This window comes from Desulfurispirillum indicum S5 (assembly GCF_000177635.2).
Lineage (GTDB): Bacteria > Chrysiogenota > Chrysiogenetes > Chrysiogenales > Chrysiogenaceae > Desulfurispirillum > Desulfurispirillum indicum.
In genome coordinates, this window is the sequence record NC_014836.1 from 1,520,120 (window position 1) to 1,544,615 (window position 24,496).

Consider the following 24,496-nt stretch of genomic DNA (forward strand, 5'->3'; position numbering starts at 1 on the left):
AACTTCTACCAATCATTTTTCAAGGCATTTTGTTTATAAAGAAAGGCCAATACTTCTGCAACGGCCTGATACAGTTCCTCGGGAATCTCCTGGTCAATTTCCAGCGCGCTCAGTGCCACGACCAGATCCGGGTCTTCATGAATCGCCACCCCATGCTCGCGGGCCTTATCAATAATGGCCTCGGCAACATGCCCCTGCCCTTTGGCACTGACAAGGGGCGCACGGCTCTTGTCCTGATACTTCAGGGCAACGGCTTTTTTCCACCTGGTATCGGAATCCTTCTGCAGGGCACCCTCCGAGTATGTGGACTCAATGCACGTCAGCGACTTCGGAGCAGGGTTACTCGACGACGAGTTTACTGAAATCCGCCACCCCGGAGAAAAGCTGTCCAACCTGCTGCAGGAGCGCCAATCGGTTGTTACGCACAGTCACATCCTTATCCATAACCATCACATTATCAAAAAGTTTATCAACATGGGGTTTCAGTTGCAAAGCTATACCAAACACCCCATCGAAGTCATTCTTTTTCACGCAGTCCAACGCTTGGGGAAGAACCGCATCAAGCCGTCCGAGGAGCTCGCCTTCACTGGCGTGCTGAAACAGAGCGGCATTGACGCTGCCGCTGAAACCCTCGGGAATAATATTCACCGCACGACGGAATGTTTCCACGACACTGCGGTAATCCTGGCGGCTTTTCAGGGACTGCAGTGCCTGCAGCTTCCGGCTGACCGTGATCACATCGCTGAACCTTCCGCTGAACACGGACTCCACGACATCGTGGTCGAATCCCTCGGTGGTGGTGAAGAATACCTTGGAGCGCTGGATGATGAAATTCGCGATCTCTTCGGCCACCTGCCGGGACTCGCGGCTGATCACCTTTGCCAGTCGCTGCAGTGCCATATGAATAACCGCGTCCAGGCTTACGGAAAGTTTCCAGTGGGACAGGGTGTGCAAAATCCCCAGGGCCTGACGTCGCAGGGCATAGGGATCATTGGAGCTGGAGGGCAGCAAACCTATACCGAAACAGCCGGCAATGGTATCCATCTTGTCAGCAATACTCACCATGGCCGCTTCCATTGAGGAAGGCAGAGTATCACCAGCGTGACGCGGGAACCAGTGTTCCATGATGCCACGGGAAACCGTCTCTGAATATCCCTCCTGGGCGGCATACTCCTTACCCATGACCCCCTGGAGCTCAGGGAATTCATAGACCATGCCACTGACCAGATCACACTTGCTCAGGAGCGCCAGCGTGGCGATATCGGCACGCTGCGACTCAGAAAGGCCTGCGGCCTGCGCCAGAGCGTCAGCAATCCCGGCGATGCGTTCCACTTTCTGACCGATGGAGCCCAGCTGCTCCTGAAAGACAACCTTGTCCAGCTGCGCCTTGCGACTGGCCAGGGGAGTCTTGAGATCTTCATCGTAATAGAATTCCGCATCGGAGAGGCGGGCACGCAGCACCCGCTCATTGCCACGCTTGATGCTGGACGTATCGTCAATGGGCATATTGGATATGGTAATAAAGTGGGGCAGCAGTCTGCCGCCCGCGTCCTCAAGGGCAAAGTACTTCTGGTGCTCACGCATGGTCACGATCAGCAGCTCCCGTGGCAGACGCAGAAAGCGCTCGTCAAAATCGCCCACCACGGCCACTGGATATTCCACCAGATGCGATGTCAGATTCACCAGGGACTCACCCCCGATAACACGTCCACCATGCTGTTTCGCCACGGCATCACAGGCCTCCTGGATCATGGCGCGCCGCCTGGAGATATCCACAATGACCTGCTGGGCTTCCAATTGCGTCTGATAGCTGGACGCCCCTTGCAGCGCAATCTCACGGCTTCCCAGAAAACGGTGTCCATAGGTGGTTCCACCAGAGCGCAGTCCTTCCATGGCGAAATCCACCGCCTGGGTGCCGAAAAAGGCGGCGATATGGCGCAGGGGGCGGGCGAAACGGAAAGTGCCACTGCCCCACTGCATGCTCTTGCGACAGGAGAGCGAGCGAATCAGCTCCTCAAAGAACTGCGGCAGCACCGCCATGGTCTGCACCGCCTCCTGGCGCTGCATCACCGCGAGATATTCACCCTTGGACGTTTCTTTGACATAGGCATCGGAAGCAGCGAATCCCTTGCTGCGCAGAAAGCCTTCGCCAGCACGGGTCAGTTGACCATTCGCGTCGTAGGCGATATTGCGGGCCGGTCCGAGCAGTTCCTGGGTGGTGGCGTAGCCACTGACGGCAACGCCTTCCAGAATGAGTGTCAGCCTGCGCGGTGTTCCCATGGTGCGCGCTGTGGCGAAAGATATGTTACGCTCACCAAACCACTTCGCACTGAATCGCTCCATCTGCAGCAGCAGATCATCGATAAATCCAGCCGGAATCTCTTCGGTTCCCAGTTCAAGCAGTATATCCTGTGTGCTCATGAAAACTTCCCTTCCTTGCAGAGTGGATAACCAAGATCCGCGCGCAGCTTCACATAACCTTCGGCGCACAGTTTTGCCAGATGGCGCACCCGGGCGATATAGGATGTGCGCTCGGTGACGCTGATCGCCCCGCGGGCATCCAGCATATTGAAGGCGTGGGAGCACTTCAGCGTATAGTCATAGGCTGGCAGCACCAGCTGCGCATCCATGAGGCGCAGCGCCTCCTTTTCGTACATGTCAAAAAGGCTGAACTGCATATTCACATCGGCCTGCTCAAAGTTGTACCGCGAGAACTCTACTTCATTGCGATGGTAGACATCGCCGTAGGTGACCCCGCGCGACCACTCCAGGTCATACACATTGTCCACCTGCTGAATGTACATGGCAATGCGCTCAATCCCATAGGTGATTTCGCCACTGACCGGCGACAGGTCGATGCCGCCACACTGCTGAAAATACGTGAACTGGGTGATCTCCATACCGTCCAGCCACACTTCCCAGCCGAGGCCCCAGGCGCCCAGGGTCGGAGATTCCCAGTCGTCCTCAACGAAACGTATATCGTGCTTCAATGGGTCGATACCAAAGGCCTTCAGGCTCTCAAGGTAGAGCTCCACGATATTATCGGGTGAAGGTTTAAGCAGAACCTGAAACTGATAGTAGTGCTGCAGGCGATTGGGGTTCTCGCCATACCGCCCATCGGTAGGGCGACGGGAAGGTTCAACATAGGCCACATTCCAGGGCTCCGGCCCCAAAGATCTCAGAAAGGTCGCCGGATTGAAGGTTCCTGCGCCCACCTCAATATCATAGGGCTGCACAACCAGGCAGCCTTGTTTGCTCCAATAATCCTGCAAAGCAAGTATGAGTTCCTGAAAAGTCAAAAGAGCCTCCTTGAAGTATAGGCAGAATTAAGCCATCAGGGCGCTGCAGCTGCCATGTCAAGCCATGACAGGGTTCGCAGCGTCCCGGTATGCATGCTGAAGTGGGAGAATATCTTGCGACACAGCGCTTCGGACACCGCTGAAGACGTGCTGTCAAAGGAGGAAAGTCCGCTCAGCAAGGCAGATTCCACCGGACTGAAGCAGATGCCCTCGGATGGCACAGCACACTGATCGCATTGCACTCCCAAATCAGTCACTATATAGGAAATCACTCCTCGCTGGCAATAACTGCATGCCGCAACCAGCTCCCCGGTACCGAGAAACTGCAGGAAGCGCCGATAGAAGACAGGCAGTCGATCCTGGAAGCTCGGCGAATGCCCAAGCACCTCCCAGGCCGGCTCAAAGAGTTCGCTGATATCAGCATCGCGGCCAAGTTTATTGAGAAATTCACAGAGGGCCTGCCCATAGAGCATCTGCTCCAGAGCCAGAGGAACCTCGCAGACAGGGCTGAAGGAGCGTAGCAGTTTCCCCTGGAAGATGAAATCATAGCGCCCCCCAAACACCGGCGCGCCATGGCTGCTGTCCGGCAGGATACATTCCCGCACCCCTTCGGCAGTCAGAAAGACCACCAGCAGCGAACGGATGCGTATGGGGCTCGTATGCAGCACAATTCCCGATTCGCTCACACCTGCTCCGTATAGCCGAATTCACGCAGACGGGCACTGGTCTTGCGCCAGTCGCGGGAAACCTTCACGTGCAGCTCCAGAAACACCTTCGTGCCAAGCATTCGTTCAAGATCCACACGGGCCTGGCTGCCGATTTCCTTGATCATGGCACCGCGCTTGCCGATGATCATGCCCTTCTGGGAGTCCCGCTCCACGTAGATACAGGCACTGATGACCAGACGATTCTCTTCGGTCACAAACTGCTCCACCTGCACGGCGATGGAGTGGGGAATTTCGTCACGGGTCAGCACAAAGACCTTTTCGCGGATAAACTCCGCCACCAGGAAGCGTTCGCTCTGGTCAGTGATCATATCCTCGGGGAAGTAGCGAGGGCCTTCCTCCATCTGTTCCACGATCAACGCCTTGAGGCGATCGAGGTTTTCGCCGTTCAGGGCACTGACGGGAATGATACCGGCAAAGTCAAACAGATCCTTCTGCCTCGCGATGGATTCGAGAATTTCGTGTTTGTCCTCAGCCAGATCGATCTTGTTGACCACCAGAAACACCGGTGGCAACTCCCGATGCCGGGAGCGCAGTTCGCCAAGCAGCAGGTTGAATTCCTGCCCTCCGGTCTCCCAGTACTCCACCACCAGCAGCAGGATATCCACCTCCGAAAGGACGGAAAACGCCGTGTTGAGCATGAAATCGTTGATGCCGTACTTGCCCTTGTGCACTCCCGGAGTGTCCAGAAAGACCACCTGAAAGTCGTCACCGTGCCAGACACCCATGATGCGATTGCGCGTGGTCTGGGGTTTATCGCTGATAATACTGATTTTCTCGCCGATGATCGCGCCCATGAGGGTCGACTTGCCCACATTGGGGCGTCCGACTATACCCACAAAACCGGAACGAAAACTCATTTCACCGCCTCCTGTTCGCGGTCGGATCCACTCTCTTCCGCGCCTTCACCGTTTTCCGATGGAGCCATGGCTTTTTTCAGCAACAGTTTTTTCAGCCGTCGCTCATCCACGTCTTCCACCGTGAAGACATAGTCACCGTATGCAAACACATCGCCCTTCAGGGGCAGCCCATCGTGGATAGCACACAGGAGCCCCCCTACGCTGTCAAAATCACCGTCCTCTTCCAGGGGATGCTCGAAGTTCTCCATCTTGAAGTAATACTTGAAGTCGTCCAGATTAATGCGCGGATCAACACTCCAGCTCTCCTCAGAAAGGGGATGGATGAGATCCTTTTCCTTGCTGTCATACTCATCGCGGATTTCCCCAACGATTTCCTCCAGCAGATCCTCCATGGAAACCAGACCCGTCAGCGCGCCGTACTCATCCACCACGATGGCCATATGAATACGGCTGTTCTGCAGTTCCCGGAAAAGCGCGTCCACCTTTTTCACCTCGGGCACGTACATGGGCGCGCGCAGAAAAGCTTCGATATTAAATTCTTCCTTCAGGCCGCCGGTGCGCAGAATCTGCAGCAGATCCTTGGCATAGAGAATCCCGATGATGTTATCCAGATCGCCCCGGAACACCGGGATGCGGGAGAATCCACCCTCGATGATCTTATCGACAATGACCGCCAGGGGCAGGTCAGCACTGAGAGCGTATATATGTGGCCGTGGAACCATGACTTCCTTGACAATGGTGTCGCTGAATTCGAAGATGGATGAGAGCATCTCCGTCTTCTCCTCCTCCATGACCCCTTCCTCTTTGCTGGTACTGATGATGTATTCAATCTCCTCGGAAGTCATCATGGGGCCACGGGTGTGGGCCTTGGCGCCCGTGGCCGCAATTATTTTGGTGGCAAAACGGGTCATGATGAACACAATGGGAAAAAGCAGCACATAGAACAGCGACAGAAAATTGATTACCGGCACAGCCAGCTTTTCCGCATTATGCTTGGCAAAGGTCTTGGGGATAATTTCACCGAAAGTGAGGATAATCAGGGTCATCACCCCTGTTGCCACCCCGATGCCAAGGTTGCCGAAAAGCCGCAGCGCAATACCGGTGGCGATGGCGGAACCAAGAATATTCACCAGGTTATTGCCGATGAGAATGGTCGTGATCGTGCGATTGGGGTAGTTCAGCCAAAGCTTCAGGCGCCGGGCCCGTGAACCACCGGACTCGTAAAGACGACGGCACTTGAGCTCCGAGAGTGATGTCAGGGTTGTCTCACTGGCGGAAAAAACACCTGAAAAAATGATACAGATAAAAAGAATCGTCAATTCAAGATACAACGAAAACGGCTCGCCACTTTCCATTGTGTTCTCACCGCCCGCTCTGGATCAGCAGATCCAGAAGACGTAATTCTTGCTGTTGCATTTGCTGTGCATGCTCCTCTGAAATTTCGTGGTCATAACCACAGACATGAAGTATGCCATGAATTATCATAAAGGACAATTCTTCTTCAAAACTTACGCCACGGCTGACAGCGTTTTCGCGGATAACATCCAGGCACAGGGCCATATCGCCGATAACCTCGTCGGGATCGGTGTTTCCGGACAGCTCGGTGGACTCGTAGTACTGAAAGCTCAAGACATCGGTGGCATAGTCCCGGGACCGGTATTGGGCGTTCATCTGCTGCATGGCCTCGCGACCACACAGCAGCACATTGACCACCCCCACCACATCGCCGAATGCCTCCCGGGCAACCATATCCCAGGTATGCTGCGCGACGCGACAGGCCTCTTCGTCACCACACTCATCATTGAGGGACATCTGCACCACGGAACTCTCCCGATGCTCCATCACAGCAGGTCTGCCATGATGCGCAGTGCGGCGCGCCTGCCATCCAGGGCTGCCGTCACCACCAGGTCAGCTCCGCGCACACAGTCACCGCCCGCATACACCGAGGCTCCGGAAGTCACTCCATGTTCATCAGCAAGCACCGTGCCCCAGCGGGAAGTCTTCAGTCCGCTGTCGCCAAGCATAACCTGGTTCTCCATGTCAAAACCCAGGGAGAGGATGACCACATCGGCCGCAATCTCATGTTCACTGCCGGCAATCTCCTGCACCTGTCGTCGGCCATCGGCTCCGGGCTCACCCAGTTCGGTACGCACAAAGCGCACACCACGCAGTGCGCCATTGTCATGAAAGAGCAGCTCCGTGGGGCTTTCGTGAAAGAGAAAGCGCGCCCCTTCTTCACGGGCATTCACGTACTCCTTGGTACTGCCAGGCATATTGGCTTCATCACGGCGATAGGCACAGGTGACACTGGCCGCTCCCTCCCGGATACTCGTACGCAGGCAATCCATGGCCGTATCGCCGCCACCGATCACCAGCACCTGCCGGCCACTGACATCATGACGGCTGTCCAACTCCTCGCCAAAGAGCTTGCCCTGAACGGCTGTAAGAAAGTCCAGAGCCATCAGCACCTGCTGATGATCCTCGCCAGGCAGCCCCAGCCGCCGGCCACGGGTAGCACCTATACCCACAAAAACCGCGTCACAGGAACGCTGCAGTTCTTTCATGCTGATATCACGACCCACCTCTGTCTGCAGGTGCAGTCGCAATCCCGCCTGCTCCAGCAGCGCAAAGCGTCTCTGCACCACCTGCTTGTCGAGTTTGAAGCCGGGAATCCCATAGGTCAGCAGGCCACCGGGACGGCTGGCCCGCTCATACATATCCACACCAATACCGGCGCGCAGCAGGAAGTGGGCCGCGGACATGCCGGCAGGCCCGGAACCGATGACTGCCACCTTGCGTCCACGGGTGACGCCAGGGAAGGGCAGGGTCAGCCCCCGCTCAAAGGCCAGCTCGGTGATGGCCGTCTCTATGGCCCCGATGGTAATAGCACCCCAGCCATCGTTGAGGCTGCAGTCCCCTTCGCACAGGCGGTTCTGGGGGCAGACTCGGCCGAGAATTTCGGGAAAGGGCGAAGTCTCATTGGAAAGGGCGAAAGCCGTCGTCAGATCGTTTTCCGCCACCGCCTTGAGCCACTGGGGAATATTGTTGGCCAGGGGGCAGCCCGTGGCGGAGCAGAAGGGATCGCCACACTGGATGCAACGCTCTGCCTGCTGGGATGTCCGGCCACGGGTGAAGGTTTCGTAGATTTCCTGGTAATGCTGTATGCGATCCTTGGAAGAGGTCTTCTTCCCTTCAATGCGATTGGTTTCCACAAAAGTCTGCATATATACTCCGCGATCAGTTGCCGTCTTTGGGGTTCAGGGGAGCTTTCATGTCCTTGGGCACCACCATCCAGAAGTACTCCAGCTCTTCCCGGTAGTTATCCAGAATCATCTTGGCCCGCGCGTTGCGGGTGTGGCTGTAGTAACTGAAGAGAATTTTCTTCAGGTAGAGCTTGCCTTCGTTATCGGCATCCACGTCAATGCGCTTGGCCTCCACCAGCTCCTGGTTGAGTTTGTCGATAAAGCGATTCTTGCGGTCATAGACAAAGGCTGCGCCACCGGTCATGCCGGCGCCGAAATTGATGCCCGTGTCACCGAGGATAACCACCGTTCCTCCGGTCATGTATTCGCAGGCGTGGTCGCCGGTGCCCTCCACCACGGCCAGCGCGCCGGAGTTCCGCACGGCAAAACGCTCACCCGCTGTACCGCAGACAAAGAGCTTGCCACCGGTGGCACCGTAGAGACAGGTGTTCCCCACCGCCGAGTAGTTTTCCCACTGGTTGGTGGGTACGATGATGATTTTACCGCCATGCATCCCCTTCCCCACATAGTCGTTGGCCACGCCATTGAGGTTGATGGAAATACCATCGATAAGGAAAGCCCCCAGCGACTGCCCGGCGATACCCTTGAGGTGAATGAGGATCTGATCCTTGTCGAGGCCAGCATCACCATAGTATTTGGCCACTTCTCCACTGATCATGGCGCCGAAGCTGCGGTGCACGTTCTGAATGGTTCGCTCCACCAGAATACTCTGCTGGGGATTGCGCAGTACCGTGGCGATCTCCTTGAGCACACCCTTTTCAAACTCATTATGGTCAAAGGGGGGATTGGAGGGAGCCGTAACCGTATTCTGACCAGGTATCTGGCGCAGCACGGCGCTGAAATCAAATTTCTTCGCCAGCGGCTGATCAACCACTTCCAGCAGGTCAACGCGACCCACGGCCTCCTGCAGTGAGCGCAGGCCCAGAGAGGCCAGAATCTCCCGCACATCCTCGGCCACATTGGTCAGGTAGGCGACCACCTTGTCCACCGTGCCCTGATAGTGTTCCCGCAGCTGGTCGCTCTGGGTGGCGATGCCCACACTGCAGCGGTTGAGGTGGCAGACCCGCAGCAACTTGCAGCCCAGAATGGCCAGCAGAGACGTTCCGAAACCATAGCTCTCGGCGCCCATCAGCGCTGCCTTGACCACATCACGCCCCGTCTTCAGGCCTCCGTCGGTCTGCAGCTCCACCATCTGGCGCAGGTTATTGGCCTTCAGGGCGTTGTGAGCTTCCGTCAGTCCGATCTCCCAGGGGTTGCCAGCAAACTTGATGGAGGCATACTGAGCCGCACCCGTGCCACCGTCGCTGCCGGAAATGATGATCTTATCGGCATAGGCTTTGGCAACACCAGCGGCAATAGTCCCTACCCCGGCAGAGGAGACCAGCTTGACACTGACGCGCGCATCGGGATTGACCTGTTTCATATCGAAGATCAGCTGGGCAAGATCCTCAATGGAGTAGATATCATGGTGGGGCGGCGGCGATATCAGTGTCACACCGGGAATGGTGAAGCGCAGGGAAGCGATCAGCGGCGTCACCTTCTCGCCGGGCAGCTGCCCCCCCTCGCCGGGCTTGGCACCCTGGGCGATCTTGATCTGAATCTCCTCGGCACTGCGCAGGTAGGCCGGCGTAACGCCAAAGCGGCCCGAAGCTATCTGCTTTATCTTGCTGTTCTTGACACTTTTGTAGCGTTCAGCGGCCTCACCACCCTCGCCGCAGTTGGACTTGCCTCCGAGGATATTCATGGCCTCGGCCAGGGCCTCGTGGGCCTCGGGCGAAAGGGCGCCCAGGGACATGGCGGCGGAGTCGAAGCGACTGCAGATGGCCTTGATATCCTCCACTTCTTCAATGGGCAGAGGGGTACCCGCCGGACGCAGGGTGAAGAAGTCCCGTATCATTTTCAGTCCGCGACTCTCTATGATATCACGGAAAGCGATATAGTCCTCGCGCTTCTGGCTGGAAGCGAACCCATGGAGCAGCTGCACGGCACGGGGCGAGTAATCGTGATACTCACCACCCGTGTGGTGCTTGTAAAAGCCACCCATGGGCAGCGGATAGATCGGCTGCATGTGCTGTCGGCGGAAAACTTCGCCGTGAACTTTTTCGATACGCTCCTCAATGTCCTGATAATCCAGTCCAGGCAGGAGAATACTGGCACCGCGGAAGCAGTTTTCCACCACCTCACGGCTGAGGCCGATCACGTCAAAGAGCGCCGAGTTACGGTAGCTGGAAACGGCGCTGATCCCCATTTTTGACATGACCTTCAGAATGCCCTTGGTGATGGCATCGAACGTATGCTTCAGGGCGATGCGAATATCGCGCTGGCTCAGTCGCGACTCGCTGGAGAGTACAGAAAGCGTGGTAGCGTACAGCAGGTAAGGATAGATGGCCATGGCGCCAAAAGCCATCATCACTGCCGCCGAATGGGAGTCGAAGACCTCGCCAGTGCAGGCCACCAGCGTGGCGCGGTGGCGCAGGTTCGCCTCCACCAGCTGCTGATTGACGTACCCCACCGCCATGGCCATGGGAATAAGACGATTCTGGGCATCCAGTCCACGGTCATCCAGCAGCACGATGCGCACACCATGGTCGCGCACAGCCGCGATAACCTGCTGACTGAGGTTCTCCAGGGCCTCACGCAGGCAGACCCCATGGTAGGCGGTTCCAAAGAAACCATACTTGTAGCAGGGGTCAAAGCGTGGCCGATCGGGGTCACCGAAGGAGAGCAGAGCATCGAGGATATCCCTGGAGAGAATCGGGGAAATGGTCTTCAGTCGCTTGGCCCGATCCGGGGTTTCATCCAGCACATTATAGAGCTCGCCGAAACCCGTGGTGGTGGACATGACCACCTTCTCGCGAATGGGGTCGATGGGAGGATTGGTGACCTGGGCAAACTTCTGACGGAAAAAGTCGGTGAAGTTGCGCTGAACGTCGCTGAACGCGGCAACGGGGCAGTCATCACCCATGGAACCAGTGGGTTCCTGTCCGCTGATCAGCATGGGTTTTACCAGGAGTTCCACAGTTTCGTGGGTGACATTATGGTAACGCTGCATGGCCACGAGATTTTCGTAGCGGTAGTCATCGTGATTCTCAAACTGCCGATCCATGAACTCCTGCAGATAGTAGGTGTTCTCCGTGAGCCACTTGCTGTAGGGCTGGGAGTTCATGAGGTATTCGTCAATATCATCGGAGTAGAAGATGCGCCCGTTTTTCAGGTCGGCCGCAATCATCTGACCGCTCTGCAGACGACCTCGCTCCCGGATGTTCTCGGGCGCAATATCCAGGACGCCGAATTCACTGGTGATGATAAAGCGACCATCACGGGTGACAATGTACTTGGCGGGGCGCAGACCATTGCGGTCCAGCACACAGCCAACATAGCGGCCATCGGTCACGCCAACGGCAGCCGGACCGTCCCAGGGCTCAAAGGAGCCGGAAGTGTATTCGTAGAAAGAGCGCAGCTTGGCCGGCATATTGGCCACGTTATGACGGGGTGGCGGAATCAGGGATCGAATGGCCTTGAAGAAATCGATGCCATTGGCAATCAGGAACTCGAACATGTTATCCAGATTGGCACTGTCACTGACCCCATCCTGCAGCACTGGCAGCAGGCTCTGCAGCTCGTCACGGCTGAATACGCGACTGCGGGCCGCGTTGAACTTGTAGAGGGAGTTGAAGGCATTGGCGCGCAGCGAATTGATTTCACCATTGTGACAGATCATGCGGAAGGGCTGGGCCAGCTTCCACTTCGGCAGCGTGTTCGTGGAGAAACGCTGGTGGAAGAGCGCAAAGCTGATCTTGAAGTCCGGATCACTCAGGTCGGCATAGAGGGTCTGCAGGTGGAGGGGCATCACCAGACCCTTGTAGGAGACCACCGTACGGGAGAAGGACGCCACGTGAAAGTGATCATCGGAGGCAAAGTGCCGTTCCATCTGACGCCGACTCAGATAGAGCAGGGCATCCATCCGCTTGGTGGCAATCAGGGAATCCGGCACCACAAAGGCGTGTACGATGGAAGGTAACATGGAAGCGGCGTGCTCACCAAGGGCCTCGGTATTGACCGGCACTCCGCGGTATCCCAGTACTTTCAGGTCGTTGCGACCACAACACTCTTCAAAAACCTTCTTCTGCTGGTCCTCGTCGGTCAGAAACAGCACTGCCACGGCAAACTGCGCAGGCAGGGAAATTCCCATAGCCTGCGCCTGCTCCCGCATAAACTGGACGGGCATGGCACACAGAATACCGCTGCCATCACCGGTCTTGCCATCGGCTGCAATAGCCCCGCGGTGCATCATGCGGCTCAGGGCTGTTACCGCGTCGGTCAGCAGCTGGTGGCTGGGAGTATTCCGAATATTGGCGATAATCCCGAAACCACAGCTGTCTTTAAACTCTTCGGCCAGATTGGTCACTAACTCGCTCATGCAACTTCCCTTAAATACAGACAGGGGACCTGGTGTCCCCTGTTGTGAAATAGAAAAATAGTATAACCGTAAACAGACAGTGGCGCTGGTCAGTCAGCCTTGAAAGCCACACTGTGCGTCACCAGGGGCACAACCCCTTCCACATGAAAATTCACCAGCACCACAGAGTCAGCGCTTTCCCCAGCACTGAAACGGTACCCGCCCTTTTCCATGAGCTGGGCAATCAGCGCCGGATCTTCAATCACTTCGGTCCGTTTCAGGTAGATGCGACACCCTTTATGCTGGGACCCAGCCTCGGTAAACATATAGCACGCGTGGGGGTTGGCCTGGACATTCTCAAAGGTCATGCGTCGGGCCATCACAAAGGCCAGCTCTTCATCAGTCGCCGAGAGGAAAAAGGGCTTGGAGTACACCGCCATATTCACCTTCCCCTCAGCGGTAGCCGTCGCCAGAACTCCCTGGCCATCGTGGCCGGCGAAGTAATCCTTCATATCCATATCCATAGCAGGTATACTCCTTCTCCAAGAGATTGACTGCAGCAGGGCTCACGGAACCTGCCCTTTGTCTGCAAGGAGATGCAACTTGTCACGCCTGTATCATGCTGTAACTGCGCACCTGAAAACATTCTTACCACAATCCCTGTGCTATATCAATATGCCTTTCCACGGTGTACTCCCCGGCATTTCATACCATGAACACGTCATTACCGATCACTTCGGCCAGTTCACCGCCCTGCGCAGCACCGGCTGTTCCGTCGACTTCGCCACCCCCTCCACCTGGGCCACACACTCTGATCAGACCATCTTTGACGCGGTCGTCCTGGGCCTTCCCAAGGGAAAACTGCAGCAGCTGGCCTACCTGCATATGGCGTGGACGGCCTGCGCCATGGAAGGTCAGGTGATTCTCTGGGGGTATACCAATGAGGGGATCGGCAGCATACAGCGCCTTCTGCACAAGCGTGGCATCCCCTGCGCCAAAGTTGCCAACTGCGAAGGCGGCAAAGCCCTGCAGATACGCAGGACCACACCATCAAGCCCCTTCAGCGAGGACTTTGCCGCCTACAGCCAGCCCCTTACCCTGGAGGTGCCCTTCCGGGAGACGCTGGTGCCCTACACCTCCCTGGCCGGAACCTTTGCCCACGGAAAATCCGACCCCGGCACCATGCTCATGCTCACCACCATCAGCAGCATTGCCTTACGTGAACCGCTGCTGGACCTGGCCTGCGGCAGTGGACTGGTGTCAACCCTGCTGGCTTCCATGGGCTTCCGCGCCATCCACATGTGCGACGTCAGCGCACGCGCCATTGAAGCCGCCAGCGCAAACGCCAGGGCCAACTCCCTGCCACTGCCCTTTGCTTCCGACATCTACTCCCATGTTCAGCAGCTCTACGGCAGTATCCTGGTGAACCCCCCTTTTCACCAGGGAGTCAGCACCGACTACCATGTACCCCAGAGCATCATCGCTCAGGCACCAGGCTTTCTGCTGCCAGGCGGCAGTCTCTACATCGTGGCCAACCGCTTTTTGCCCTATGAAAAGCTGTGCCACCAGGCCGGGGCGCAATTCCATGTCATGCACCAGGACAATCAGTTTAAGATCCTGCAGCTGAACTGGTGAAAAGGAATCTGACAGCACGTGCCGTGCAGAAGGAACCGAACCCGACGTCAAGCACGGATCGGCGTCAGCGGGTTCGGCCACTGCAGGGATGTTCTGGAATCAGTAAGGACAGGCAGCTCAGGAGACCATCTGCAGGATTGCCTGCATGTCACGGGCGAGCTGTGTCAGCTCTCGGGACTGCTGTTTGAGGGCCTGCTGACTCTGAGCCAGGGCCAGGGATGACACTTTCTGTTGGGAACTGATGCTGGAGAGCTCACGACTCGACTGCACCATATCAGCGATCTCCTGATTCTGGTGTACGATCTGCTGGCTGACTGAGGCAATGGTATCGCTGATTGCCGTAACCGAGCGCAGCACCTCCTGCAGGGTCTGCCGGGCTTTTCCCACAACACGCACGCCATTGTCTATATCGGCGATGCTGCGACTGAGCAGTTTGCGGATTTCATTGGCCGACTCATCGGAGCGCTGGGAGAGCTTGCGCACCTCATCGGCCACTACGGCGAACCCCTGCCCCGCATCCCCGGCACGCGCCGATTCGATAGCGGCATTGAGTGCCAGCAGGTTGGTCTGATCCGCAATATCGTTGATCAGACGCGTGGCCTCCTCGATGCGATCGTTATTTTCCTTGATCTTGCGGATACTCTCGACAACGGCTTCCATGGTGGCACCACTCTCCTGACTCAGGCAAGCTGCCTGGCGGGCAGTATCGTTCATCTGCTGTACCAGTTCACTGCCCTGATTCAGGGAGGTGGAGACCTGGCTCAGCCGCTCGGTAAAATAGACCGCCGCGTCGGCAAGGTGCTGGGAGTGCTCCTGGATATGCTGATTCTGCTCGTGCACCGTAGACTGCAGCTCCTCCAGGTTGTCACCCCCCCTTCGCAACTGGTCAACGCTCTGCTCCACCTGCACCAGAACATGCTGCAGCCGTTGGGCGTTGCGCGCGGAGTCACGGGTGCTGATCTGGGCGCTCTCCAGGGCCTCCTGGGAAATTCGCTGCGCCTCGGTGCGCACGCGACGGCTGATGCTCTGCGCCAGCCAGACGATGGCCAGGGGCAGCAGATAGCCCGACCAGGTGTCCACGCTGGCGGCCCTGCCCTCCAGCACTACAGGCACCATGGTTGCCCCGCTGGCATCCCGGTAGAGCAGCCAGACTGTCACCAGCGTCAGCAGCACAGACCAAAAGAAGGCGGAACGCCCGTCAGCCATGAAGTAGACCAGCACAATCAGCGCCACCAGCCAGAAGATATGGGGCGAGTTGATGCCGCCCAGCTGATAGACCATGTTCAGGGCGTGGATAATGAATCCCCCCAGGATCACATTGACGCTGAATGCAGTGGGCGCCTGCCAGCGCAGCAGCAGACCCGAGAACAGCACCAGCAGGAGCATGAGTGCCGAGGTAGCAGCCAGGCTGGTTCCCCCCAGGCCCGACCATTTAAAGAAGCTGTACAGAGCCACCAGGACGCCGTAGAAGCCAAAGAGAAGCGCCATCTTCTCCTGGGGATGGTGTCCATCATGGAAGCTCTGGCCAGCCGGGGTGAAGAGATTGACATAGAGGTTCAGGGGATTCATTTGCTAAATGCGCGCAGAAAGAGTTTGAGCATGTCGGGGTTGTTGGATTTGATCCTGCCGGTGAGAAAATCACTGAGGCTGGGCTGGTAGCAGTCATTCCAGACCTTCAGGAAAAATTCGGCGCTGGTCTTGCAGACACAGTCGGCGTTTTCCAGGGTCTTGCCCTCCTCCACCCGGCAGCCCTCCGGGCTCAGGAGCACCGTCTTTTTCTGATCATCAATGGAAAAATAGTAGCTCTGTGGTTTCTGCAGAGCCTGGGGCTGAAAGTGCTGATCCAGGCTGGCAAAGATATCGGCAATCATGGCGCTCACCAGGGAAGAACCCTGCGCCTAACGGCGCAGGGCCTCCGTCAACGCAGGGACAAACTGTTTCACATCAGCCACCACCAGCACATCGGCCACTTCGCCGATGGGCGCGTCCTTGTCGGTATTGATGGCAACCACATAGTCGGAATTCTTCATGCCCGCCAGGTGCTGAATGGCGCCGGAAATCCCGCAGGCCACATAGAGCTTGGGCGTGACCGTCTGCCCCGTGTTACCCACCTGACGGCTGTGATCGACCCAGCCAGCGTCCACCACCGGACGGCTCGCGCCCAGTTCGCCGCCCAGGGCCTGGGCCAGGGCCTGAACCATCTCCACGTTTTCAGCCTTGCCGATACCACGGCCAGCGCTGACGATGATTTCGGCGCGGCTGAGATCCACGCCGGTTGCTTCGGCGGCCTCATAGCCCACGAACTCCATTTTTCCCTGGCCGACGGCGTCCACTTTCCGCACATCGGGTGTACCCGCTGGTTCCGCCTGGGGATTGAACGCCCCCGCCTGCAGCGTCAGCACCGTCAGCTCGGTGGTGGCCTGGACGGTGCGTCGCAGTTTGGCATTACATGCCGGAACAATATAGCCGTCCTCCGCCACCTCCATGACTTCGGAGATCTGTCCGGCTCCCAGTCGGAACGCCACCCGTGGCGCCAGATCCCATCCAGAGGAGGAGTGAGAGAAGACCACCATCTGCGGCTTCAGCTGGTCAACAATCGCGGCTATGGCATCGGCGTGGGCATCTGGTTGAAATTCTCTGCCAGCTGGCGTCTCCAGCAGATGGAGGGTTCCATTCCAGGCGGGAAGCTGCTCAGCGCTGCCAGCCAGAAACATGGTGGCTTCGGCACCCAGCGCCTGGGCGAATGCCACCAGCTCGTATGTGGAGTCCTGTATCTTTCCTTCGCGAGATTCTCCTATCAGTAATACGTTCATGGCTGCCTCCTTACTTCACCAGGCCGGTTTTTTCTTTGAGTATGCCCACCAGCTGCGTTACCAGGACAGAAACTTCCCCTTCCAGCACGCGGGCGCCGCCCTTCTTCTGCGGAACGAAGAGGGCCCGGGTGCTCACAACCGCAGCGGGCTCAGACAGAACCTGTGCCGCCGGAATGCTGGTCAGCTCCTTCTTTTTGGCTTTCATGATGTTGGGCAGGGTGGGGTAACGGGGAGTGTTCAACCCCAGCTGACAGGTGAACAGAGCCGGCGTGGGCACCTTGACCACCGCCTTGGTACCGCCCTCGAGTTCACGCTTCACCGTCACGGTGCCACCGTCGTAATGGAAGCTGACCACGGTGCTGACTGCGGGAATACCCAGCATCTGCGCCACCAGAATCCCCACCTGTGCTGAACCGCGATCCTGGGACTGCATTCCCGTGAAGATCAGATCAAACCCTTCATTCCGGGCAAAATTGGCAATCATGGTGGCAATTTCCCAGGGGTCGCGCTTGTGGCTGCTGTCATCCTGAATATGCAGCCCCTTATCCGCGCCCATGGCCAATGCCTTCTTCATGGCCTCCTTGACCCGGTCAGGGCCGATGGAAAGCACTGTGATTTCCGCGCCACCACCCTGGGACTGCAGCTGTACCGCCTGCTCCACGGCGTACTCATCGTACTCATTCATGCGCCAGGCCAGATCGCTGTCCTCATACCAGGTGCCTTCGCCATTAACCTTGAAGCGCGATTCCATATCGGGAACCTGCTTGATACACACGAGAATTTTCATCATAGCCTCCCATTAACCTTCGGTTTCCTTATTCTACAGGTATACATCACAGGCGCTCGGCCAGGATTTCCGCGATATCCAGCGGTTTGAGGTCACCCTCCAGCTCGGCTCCCTTCACGCCATCTTCAAACATGGTCAGACAGAAAGGACAGTTGGAGATGAGCACCGGCGCGCCAGTCTGTGAAGCCATTTCCACCCGATGCTGGCTGATGCGGCTGCCCAGATTCTCCTCGGCCAGAATTCGCCCGCCTCCAGCTCCGCAGCAGAAGTTCTCCATACCACAGCGCTCCATCTCCACAATGCGGGCACCAGCAGCCTTGAGCAGCTGGCGGGGCGGGTCGAGTATCTCATTATGACGGCTGAGGTAGCAGGAGTCGTGGTAGGTGCACTCGAAATCGCGGGAGCTGAGCTTGAGTCGCCCCGCTTCCAGCAGTTTCTGCAGAAAGACAGTGGAGTGCTCCACCTCCACATTCAGTCCCAGGTCTTGGTAGTCCTTGGCCAGAGTATTGAAACAGTGGGGGCAGGTGGAAACGATCTTCTTCACACCATACCCCTCCATCAGCGCGATATTCTCCGCCGCCAGGGTCTGGTAGAGATATTCATTGCCCAGCTTGCGCATCGGCTCACCACAGCACTTCTCCTCTTTACCCAGGATACCCACCCGTACGCCAGCCTGCTGACACAGCTTCACAAAGCTGCGGGCCACGTTCTGATTGCGTTTGTCAAAGGAAGCGTAACAGCCCACAAAGAACAGTATATCCACGTCAGCATCCTCAGCCAGAGTCCGGATGCCCAGATCCTGTGCCCAGTCGCCACGGGCAGCAAAGGGCATACCCAGGGGATTTCCATTTACCTCAGTATTTTCCATGGCCGCCATGACCTCTTCACCGGGAAACTCGCCCTCCATCAGCACCAGATTGCGACGCATGTCGAGAATCTTGCGCAGATGCTCAATGGAGGCGGGACAGATATCCTCACAGGCACGACAGGTGGTGCACGACCACAGGGCATCCCGCGACACGGTGTCGATGAGGTTCGCCTCACCACCAGCAAAGGCGACCTCACCCACCTGGTTGACAACCTTCATGGGCGAGAGGGGTTTGTCGGTAACATGGGCCGGACAGCGATCCTGGCAGCGTTTGCATTGTGTGCAGGCGTCCGCGTCAAAGATATCTTTCCATGTCAGATCCTTGACGGTGGCCGCACCGAAGCGCTCCGCGCTTTCATCTTCCAGGTTCAGGGTGGACATTTTCCCCATGGGCCCACGATAGGCCAGCAGGGAGTTGGCAGGCGTGGTGAAGAGGTGGCGCAGCTTGGTAAAGGGTATGGACACGATGAACAGCAGCGCCAGGGCAAAGTGCACCCACCACAGATACAGGTGGAGGTTCAGCAGTGTGGACTCACCCAGCCCCTTCAGACCATGGGCGAACACCAGGCCCACCGGCGACCAGATGGCCAGGGGGGTGCCCAGCTCGGTCACGGCCATACGCGCCCCTTCCAGCACAAATCCGCTGAACAGAATCAACAGCAGGAGTCCGTGCATGAAGGCGTTCTCCCAGCTGGTTTCAAGGCCCCGCGGGCGAACGAGATAGCGCCGCACCAGCAGGCCAAGCAGCATGAGCATGGCGACGAGTCCGGCAATATCGAGGCTGAGGGAAAAGACTTTATAGAAGTTCCCCTTCAGGAACTGTATGCCGAAAATGGGGTCAGTGATATCGGCCTGCAGCAGGATCAGGCAGGTGCCGATAAAGAGGATGGCAAAGCCCCAGAAGAACAATCCATGAGCCGTTCCGGCTCCCCGAACCCTCATGACCCTGGTCTGCAGCAGCATGTTCTTCAGCAGACTGATGACGCGTTCGCGCAGATTATCGGTGCGTGTCAACTCTCCACCCTGGCGATACACCTTTATACGGCGCCAGAAGCCCCAGGCCATGATGCCGATTGCCAGAAAGCTCAACAGGTACATGGGCACCAGCGTGAGTGCGCTGCCACCGACATTCCAGTAAATTTCCCGTGTAAACTCCATAATTCCCCCTTGGGTAAACTTCTCTTGCGGCTGTGAAGTTGTCATCAGTTCCGTAACAGCGCGGTACCGATCACCAGACGCTGAATTTCGCTGGTGCCTTCATAGATTTCCGTGATCTTGGCGTCGCGCATCATGCGCTCCACCGGGTACTCCCGCGTGTATCCATAGCCACCGTGAATCTGTACGGCTCTGGTGGTCACATCCATGGCAGTCTCCGACGCGAAGAGCTTGGCCATGGCGGCCTCCCGAGAGTAGGAACTGCCGCTGTCCGCCTGAACCGCCGCGCGGTATACCAGCATCCGGGCCGCATCGACCCGCGTCTGCATATCCGCCAGCGCAAACGTGATTGCCTGGAAATTGCCGATGGGCTGATCAAACTGCCTGCGTTCACGGGCATAGGCAACAGCATGATCCAGGGCCCCCTGGGCGATGCCCAGGGCCTGAGCGGCTATGCCGATACGGCCTCCATCAAGGGTCTTCATGGCCACCTTGAAGCCTTCGCTTTCACTGCCCAGGAGGTTTTCCAGCGGGATATGGCAGTTTTCAAAGACAAGTTCCGTGGTGGGCGACGAGCGGATGCCCATCTTGACCTCTTTCTTGCCAAAGGAAAAGCCAGGTGTCCCCTTTTCCACCAGAAAGGCACTGATACCATGGTGCTTGCGGGCCTGGGGATCGGTACGGGCGAACACCACATAGATGTCAGCTTCGCCGCCATTGGTGATGAAGTTCTTGCTGCCATTGAGGATCCAGCTCTCCCCATCCCGCACCGCCGTCGTACGGGTACCACCGGCATCGGAACCCGCCGAGGGTTCCGTCAGCCCGAAAGCGCCCATCTTCTCACCCGTTGCCAGGGGTCTCAGGTAACGCTCCTTCTGCTGTGGCGTACCGAACAGATTGATGGGGTTGGCCCCCAGGGAGACGTGGGCCGACAGGGTCACCCCGGTGGAGGCGCACACCCGGGAGAGCTCTTCCACCGTCAGTGCATAACTCAGATAGTCAGCACCGGCCCCGCCATAGGTTTCCGGAAAAAGAATGCCGGTCAGCCCCAGCTGCGCCAGGCGATCAAACATGAGCTCGCGGTCAAAGGTTTCTGTCTCGTCACGCTGGGCAGCTGTCGCCGCTACCTCCTGCGTGGCAAATTCGCGCACGGTATCACGGATCAATCGCTGCTCTTCGTTCAAGGTAAAGTGCATGGTCTACTCCCCACCTGGTATAAATTGAGGCGCTCGCTTCTGTAAAAAAGCCTGCATGCCTTCACGCTGGTCAGCACCGGCAAAGAGTCCCGCGAACAGCGCGCTTTCATAGGCCAGTCCATCGTCATGACCCATATCCAGGCCACGGGCAATGGCCTCCTTGGCACTGGCCACCGCATTGCGACTGTTTGCGGCTATCCGCCGGGCACACTCCCGGGTTCTCTCCAGCAGTTCAGCGGGCTCACACAGAGCGTTGGCAATGCCCCATTCACAGGCTTCACGGGCGCTTATCATGCGTCCGGTCATGATGAGTTCATTGGCACGGTTGCGCCCCACCAGCTGTGGCAGCCGCTGGGTTCCACCAAATCCCGGCATGATTCCCAGGGTCACTTCCGGCAGCCCCACTTTGGCCGTGGAGCTCATGTAAACGAAATCACAGGCCATGGCCAGTTCCAGACCTCCCCCCAGGGCAAACCCATTGACCGCCGCCAGCACCGGCGTCTTCATGGAGACAATGCGACGCAGGAGCTCCTGCCCCTGCCGCGCAAAGTTCAGTGCCTGGGCGGGTGTCATAGCAACCATGGCGGCAATATCCGCGCCCGCCACAAAGGCCTTCTCGCCAGCACCTGTCAGGATGATGGCACCTATGGCGCTGTTTGCTTCAAGCTCCTGCAGCGCCTGTTGCAGCTCCATGACAACCTCGGCGTTCAGGGCGTTCAGCGCCTTGGGCCGGTGAATGCAGACCAGGGCGGTGTGTTCGTCTCTTTCAAGAATCAGATGCCGGTATTGCACGTGAACCTCCTCACAGTGCGCGCAGATACATGAAATCAGGCCGGCAGCCAAAATAACTGCAGGCGCGTCCACTTGGTTTTTTCAGCAGCCTGCTAAGGGTATGAATAAAATCCCTGACCACTCTTGCGGCCCAGTCGCCCGGCGGCCACCATCTGGGTGAGCAGCGGACACGGGCGGTACTTGCTGTCCTTGAAGCCGTCAAAGAGCACCTCCATGATCGAAAGCACCGTGTCAAGACCAATCAGATCCGCCAGTGCCAGCGGGCCCATGGGCTGATTGGTGCCAAGGCGCATGGCCAGGTCTATATCCTCTGCAGTGGCCACCCCCTCATGGAGAGTGCAGATGGCCTCGTTGATCATGGGAATCAGGATGCGGTTTACGATAAATCCGGGGTAATCGGCGGAGATGGCCACTTCCTTGTCCATGGATTCCACCAGCTGACGGGCACGGGAAAAGGTCTCTTCGGAAGTCCCCAGGCCACGGATGATTTCCACAAGGCCCATGACCGGCACGGGATTCATGAAGTGCAGGCCGATAAATCGTTCGGGGCGCCTGGTGTTGCTGGCCAGGCGCGTGATGGAGATGGAAGAAGTGTTGGAAGCGATAATCGCTTCCGGCTTGAGAATATCATCAAGGTGCTGCAGGGTTTCCAGCTTGGCCATGAATTTTTCTGTTACCGCTTCTATGGCAATATCACAGGACTGAAATTCCTTCAGGGAACGGGTGCACCCTATACGCCCGAGAATCGGTCGAATGGCGTTTTCTTCCAGCTTGCCCTTCTCCACCTGACGGATCAGGTTTTTTTCAATGCCCGCGACACACCGCTTCAACTGCTCTTCACTCATATCGTGAATGATAACCTTATATCCGTACTGAGCACACACCTGGGCGATTCCACTGCCCATCTGCCCCGCGCCGACAACTCCGATATACTGCATATCCTGCTCCTACACCCGTTCAAATATGGCGGCAACCGCCTCGCCCCCGCCAATGCACAGGGTAGCCAGTCCATAGCGAAGGCCTTCGCGTTTCATTTCATGGAGCAGGGTTCCGGCAATGCGGGCACCACTGGCACCGACAGGATGACCGATGGAAACCGCTCCCCCATTGACATTCATTTTTGCCAGATCTATGCCCAGGGACTTCATCACCATGAGTGGAACCGCAGAAAATGCTTCGTTGACCTCGAAGAGATCGATATCTCCTGTCTTCAACCCCGCCAGAGCGCAGGCCCTTTCGATAGCCCCTATGGGCGCCTCAGCAAAGCGATCGGGATGGGTACTGAAGGTGGTGTAGGCCACAAGGCGTCCAAGTGGCTGCAAAGCGTGCCGTTGCACCGAGTCCTCGTCAGCCAGCAGCGCCATGGCCGCACCATCATTGATCGTCGAGGCGTTGGCTGCCGTGATGGTGCCTTCTTTGGAAAAGACCGGTTTCAGCCCTTCAATCTTTTCGAAGACCACTTTGAAGGGCTCCTCGTCATCGGAGATCAGCTTTTCCCCCTTACGCACAGCCTTGAGAATGGGAACCATCTCCTCAAAAAAGCGGCCGTCGCGGGTCGCCGACTGGGATCGCTCATAGGAGCAGATGGCATACTTGTCCTGTTCCTGACGGGAGATACGATGGTGTTTTATGAGTTCTTCCGTCACCAGCCCCATATGACGGCCGCTGTACGGGTCGATAAGGGCGTCATGGAGCATCAGATCAACGGATTGTACCGCGCCCATGCGCGCACCGAACCGCATGGATGGAAGAGCGTAAGGGCTCATGGACATATTCTCCATACCCCCGGCCATCACCAGTGACGAGTCACCCAGGCGAATGGCATCGGCCCCGAGCATGATCGCCTTCAAACCACTCCCGCAAACCTTGTTCACCGTCAGCGCCGGAACACTGTCAGGTACCTCCGCAGCGCGCATGGCCTGACGTGCCGGGGCCTGCCCGGCTCCACCGGTCAGCACCTGACCGATGATCACCTGGCTGACCTGCTCCCCCTCAAGGCCCGCCTCGGTCAGCATACAGCGCATGACCGTTGCCGCCAGTTCTGGAGCGGGCATATCCGACAACTGGCCGCCAAAACTGCCAAAGGGCGTCCTTCGTGCATCTACAACATATACTGTTTCGTTCATAGCACCACCACTCTTTTACGTTCACGTAATACACAGGGCATCATTTTCCAGCAACCTCCATCACTTACCGCTCTCGGTTTTTGCGAAAATACAGCGTTTTATTCACTACGGCATGCTCAACGTGGTCATGGTCACAGAGGCTGATCCGATAGACGCGATCCAGGGAGTGCGCTGACTCCAGCTCCCTGCGGATATACTCAAGCTCCGCGTCTTCAATGGAGAACTCAGCGTACAGCGTTGTCCTGCCAGGTTTAAGAAATGCGATTTCAGCAGACTTGTCCCACACCACATACGCTTTCCCGAGCAGGCGCATGAACATCACCATGTACACCGGGTCAACGGCGGCAAACATGGAACCGCCAAAAAGCGTTCCCACAGCATTGCGCGTCCAGATATTCAAAGGCAGCTTCACCTTCACCCGTTTCCAGTCGTGGGATATGAACACCACCCGCGCGCCGGTTCGGCGATAGGCAGGAAAGATATTGAAGGCCAGTCGCGCCAGTTTTGACTTCCATGATTCGCGCAGGTTTTCCATATGCATGCAGACCTGATTACATCATCTTTACGTTAATGTCAAC

General features: G+C 57.4%; 21 protein-coding genes. 1 reads left to right on the forward strand and 20 read right to left on the reverse strand.

The window, feature by feature from the left end:
- Positions 1–5: 5 nt before the first annotated feature.
- From SELIN_RS07150 to SELIN_RS07195, 10 genes are all read right to left on the reverse strand, one after another.
- Positions 6–392 carry an EscU/YscU/HrcU family type III secretion system export apparatus switch protein gene (locus SELIN_RS07150; RefSeq protein ID WP_013505996.1) on the reverse strand — a complete coding sequence of 129 codons (387 nt, stop codon included), beginning with the start codon at positions 390–392 and terminating at the stop codon, positions 6–8.
- Positions 340–2,421, reverse strand: coding sequence for a glycine--tRNA ligase subunit beta (gene glyS / locus SELIN_RS07155; protein WP_013505997.1), 2,082 nt, complete (start codon positions 2,419–2,421; stop codon positions 340–342). The genes SELIN_RS07150 and glyS overlap by 53 nt, the downstream gene beginning before the upstream one ends.
- Positions 2,418–3,299, reverse strand: coding sequence for a glycine--tRNA ligase subunit alpha (glyQ, locus tag SELIN_RS07160; RefSeq protein ID WP_013505998.1), 882 nt, complete (start codon positions 3,297–3,299; stop codon positions 2,418–2,420). The genes glyS and glyQ overlap by 4 nt, the downstream gene beginning before the upstream one ends.
- A gap of 35 nt (positions 3,300–3,334) precedes the next feature.
- Positions 3,335–3,985 carry a hypothetical protein gene (locus tag SELIN_RS07165; protein WP_013505999.1) on the reverse strand — a complete coding sequence of 217 codons (651 nt, stop codon included), beginning with the start codon at positions 3,983–3,985 and terminating at the stop codon, positions 3,335–3,337.
- Positions 3,982–4,884, reverse strand: coding sequence for a GTPase Era (gene era / locus SELIN_RS07170; protein ID WP_013506000.1), 903 nt, complete (start codon positions 4,882–4,884; stop codon positions 3,982–3,984). The genes SELIN_RS07165 and era overlap by 4 nt, the downstream gene beginning before the upstream one ends.
- On the reverse strand, positions 4,881–6,239 hold the full coding sequence (locus SELIN_RS07175; protein ID WP_013506001.1) for a hemolysin family protein: 1,359 nt from the start codon (positions 6,237–6,239) through the stop codon (positions 4,881–4,883). Before SELIN_RS07175 ends, era begins: the two co-directional genes overlap by 4 nt.
- Positions 6,240–6,246: 7 nt before the next feature.
- Positions 6,247–6,696: an rRNA maturation RNase YbeY gene (gene ybeY / locus SELIN_RS07180; protein WP_226509078.1), complete on the reverse strand. Its 450-nt coding sequence runs from the start codon at positions 6,694–6,696 to the stop codon at positions 6,247–6,249.
- Between the two features lie 29 nt (positions 6,697–6,725).
- Positions 6,726–8,108 (reverse strand): glutamate synthase subunit beta, encoded by a 1,383-nt coding sequence (locus tag SELIN_RS07185; protein WP_013506003.1) that lies wholly within the window; start codon positions 8,106–8,108, stop codon positions 6,726–6,728.
- A gap of 13 nt (positions 8,109–8,121) precedes the next feature.
- A complete protein-coding gene (gene gltB / locus SELIN_RS07190) occupies positions 8,122–12,567 on the reverse strand; it encodes a glutamate synthase large subunit (protein WP_013506004.1) in 4,446 nt (1,481 codons plus the stop codon).
- An 89-nt stretch (positions 12,568–12,656) separates the two neighbouring features.
- The gene (locus SELIN_RS07195) at positions 12,657–13,070 is read right to left on the reverse strand and encodes a pyridoxamine 5'-phosphate oxidase family protein (protein ID WP_013506005.1); all 414 of its coding nucleotides are present in this window, start codon (positions 13,068–13,070) and stop codon (positions 12,657–12,659) included.
- Positions 13,071–13,149: 79 nt separating this feature from the next.
- Between SELIN_RS07195 and SELIN_RS07200 the strand changes: the two genes are divergently transcribed.
- The gene (locus tag SELIN_RS07200; protein ID WP_013506006.1) at positions 13,150–14,181 is read left to right on the forward strand and encodes a class I SAM-dependent methyltransferase; all 1,032 of its coding nucleotides are present in this window, start codon (positions 13,150–13,152) and stop codon (positions 14,179–14,181) included.
- A gap of 117 nt (positions 14,182–14,298) precedes the next feature.
- Here SELIN_RS07200 and SELIN_RS07205 read toward each other — a convergent pair whose 3' ends face one another.
- From SELIN_RS07205 to SELIN_RS07250, 10 genes are all read right to left on the reverse strand, one after another.
- Entirely contained in the window at positions 14,299–15,750 is a 1,452-nt protein-coding gene (locus tag SELIN_RS07205; protein ID WP_013506007.1) for a methyl-accepting chemotaxis protein, read from the reverse strand.
- Entirely contained in the window at positions 15,747–16,052 is a 306-nt protein-coding gene (locus SELIN_RS07210) for a hypothetical protein (RefSeq protein WP_013506008.1), read from the reverse strand. Before SELIN_RS07210 ends, SELIN_RS07205 begins: the two co-directional genes overlap by 4 nt.
- A 27-nt stretch (positions 16,053–16,079) precedes the next feature.
- Positions 16,080–16,994, reverse strand: coding sequence for an electron transfer flavoprotein subunit alpha/FixB family protein (locus SELIN_RS07215; RefSeq protein ID WP_013506009.1), 915 nt, complete (start codon positions 16,992–16,994; stop codon positions 16,080–16,082).
- Positions 16,995–17,004: 10 nt separating this feature from the next.
- Positions 17,005–17,781, reverse strand: a complete 777-nt coding sequence (locus tag SELIN_RS07220) for an electron transfer flavoprotein subunit beta/FixA family protein (RefSeq protein ID WP_013506010.1) — start codon at positions 17,779–17,781, stop codon at positions 17,005–17,007.
- A 46-nt stretch (positions 17,782–17,827) separates the two neighbouring features.
- A complete protein-coding gene (locus SELIN_RS07225; RefSeq protein WP_013506011.1) occupies positions 17,828–19,807 on the reverse strand; it encodes a heterodisulfide reductase-related iron-sulfur binding cluster in 1,980 nt (659 codons plus the stop codon).
- Positions 19,808–19,851: 44 nt separating this feature from the next.
- The gene (locus SELIN_RS07230; protein WP_013506012.1) at positions 19,852–21,000 is read right to left on the reverse strand and encodes an acyl-CoA dehydrogenase; all 1,149 of its coding nucleotides are present in this window, start codon (positions 20,998–21,000) and stop codon (positions 19,852–19,854) included.
- A 3-nt stretch (positions 21,001–21,003) separates the two neighbouring features.
- A complete protein-coding gene (locus SELIN_RS07235) occupies positions 21,004–21,792 on the reverse strand; it encodes an enoyl-CoA hydratase/isomerase family protein (RefSeq protein ID WP_013506013.1) in 789 nt (262 codons plus the stop codon).
- Positions 21,793–21,884: 92 nt separating this feature from the next.
- Positions 21,885–22,730, reverse strand: coding sequence for a 3-hydroxybutyryl-CoA dehydrogenase (locus tag SELIN_RS07240; protein ID WP_013506014.1), 846 nt, complete (start codon positions 22,728–22,730; stop codon positions 21,885–21,887).
- A gap of 9 nt (positions 22,731–22,739) precedes the next feature.
- Positions 22,740–23,918 carry a thiolase family protein gene (locus tag SELIN_RS07245; RefSeq protein ID WP_013506015.1) on the reverse strand — a complete coding sequence of 393 codons (1,179 nt, stop codon included), beginning with the start codon at positions 23,916–23,918 and terminating at the stop codon, positions 22,740–22,742.
- 64 nt (positions 23,919–23,982) lie between these two features.
- Entirely contained in the window at positions 23,983–24,459 is a 477-nt protein-coding gene (locus SELIN_RS07250; RefSeq protein WP_013506016.1) for a DUF4442 domain-containing protein, read from the reverse strand.
- Positions 24,460–24,496: the final 37 nt, after the last annotated feature.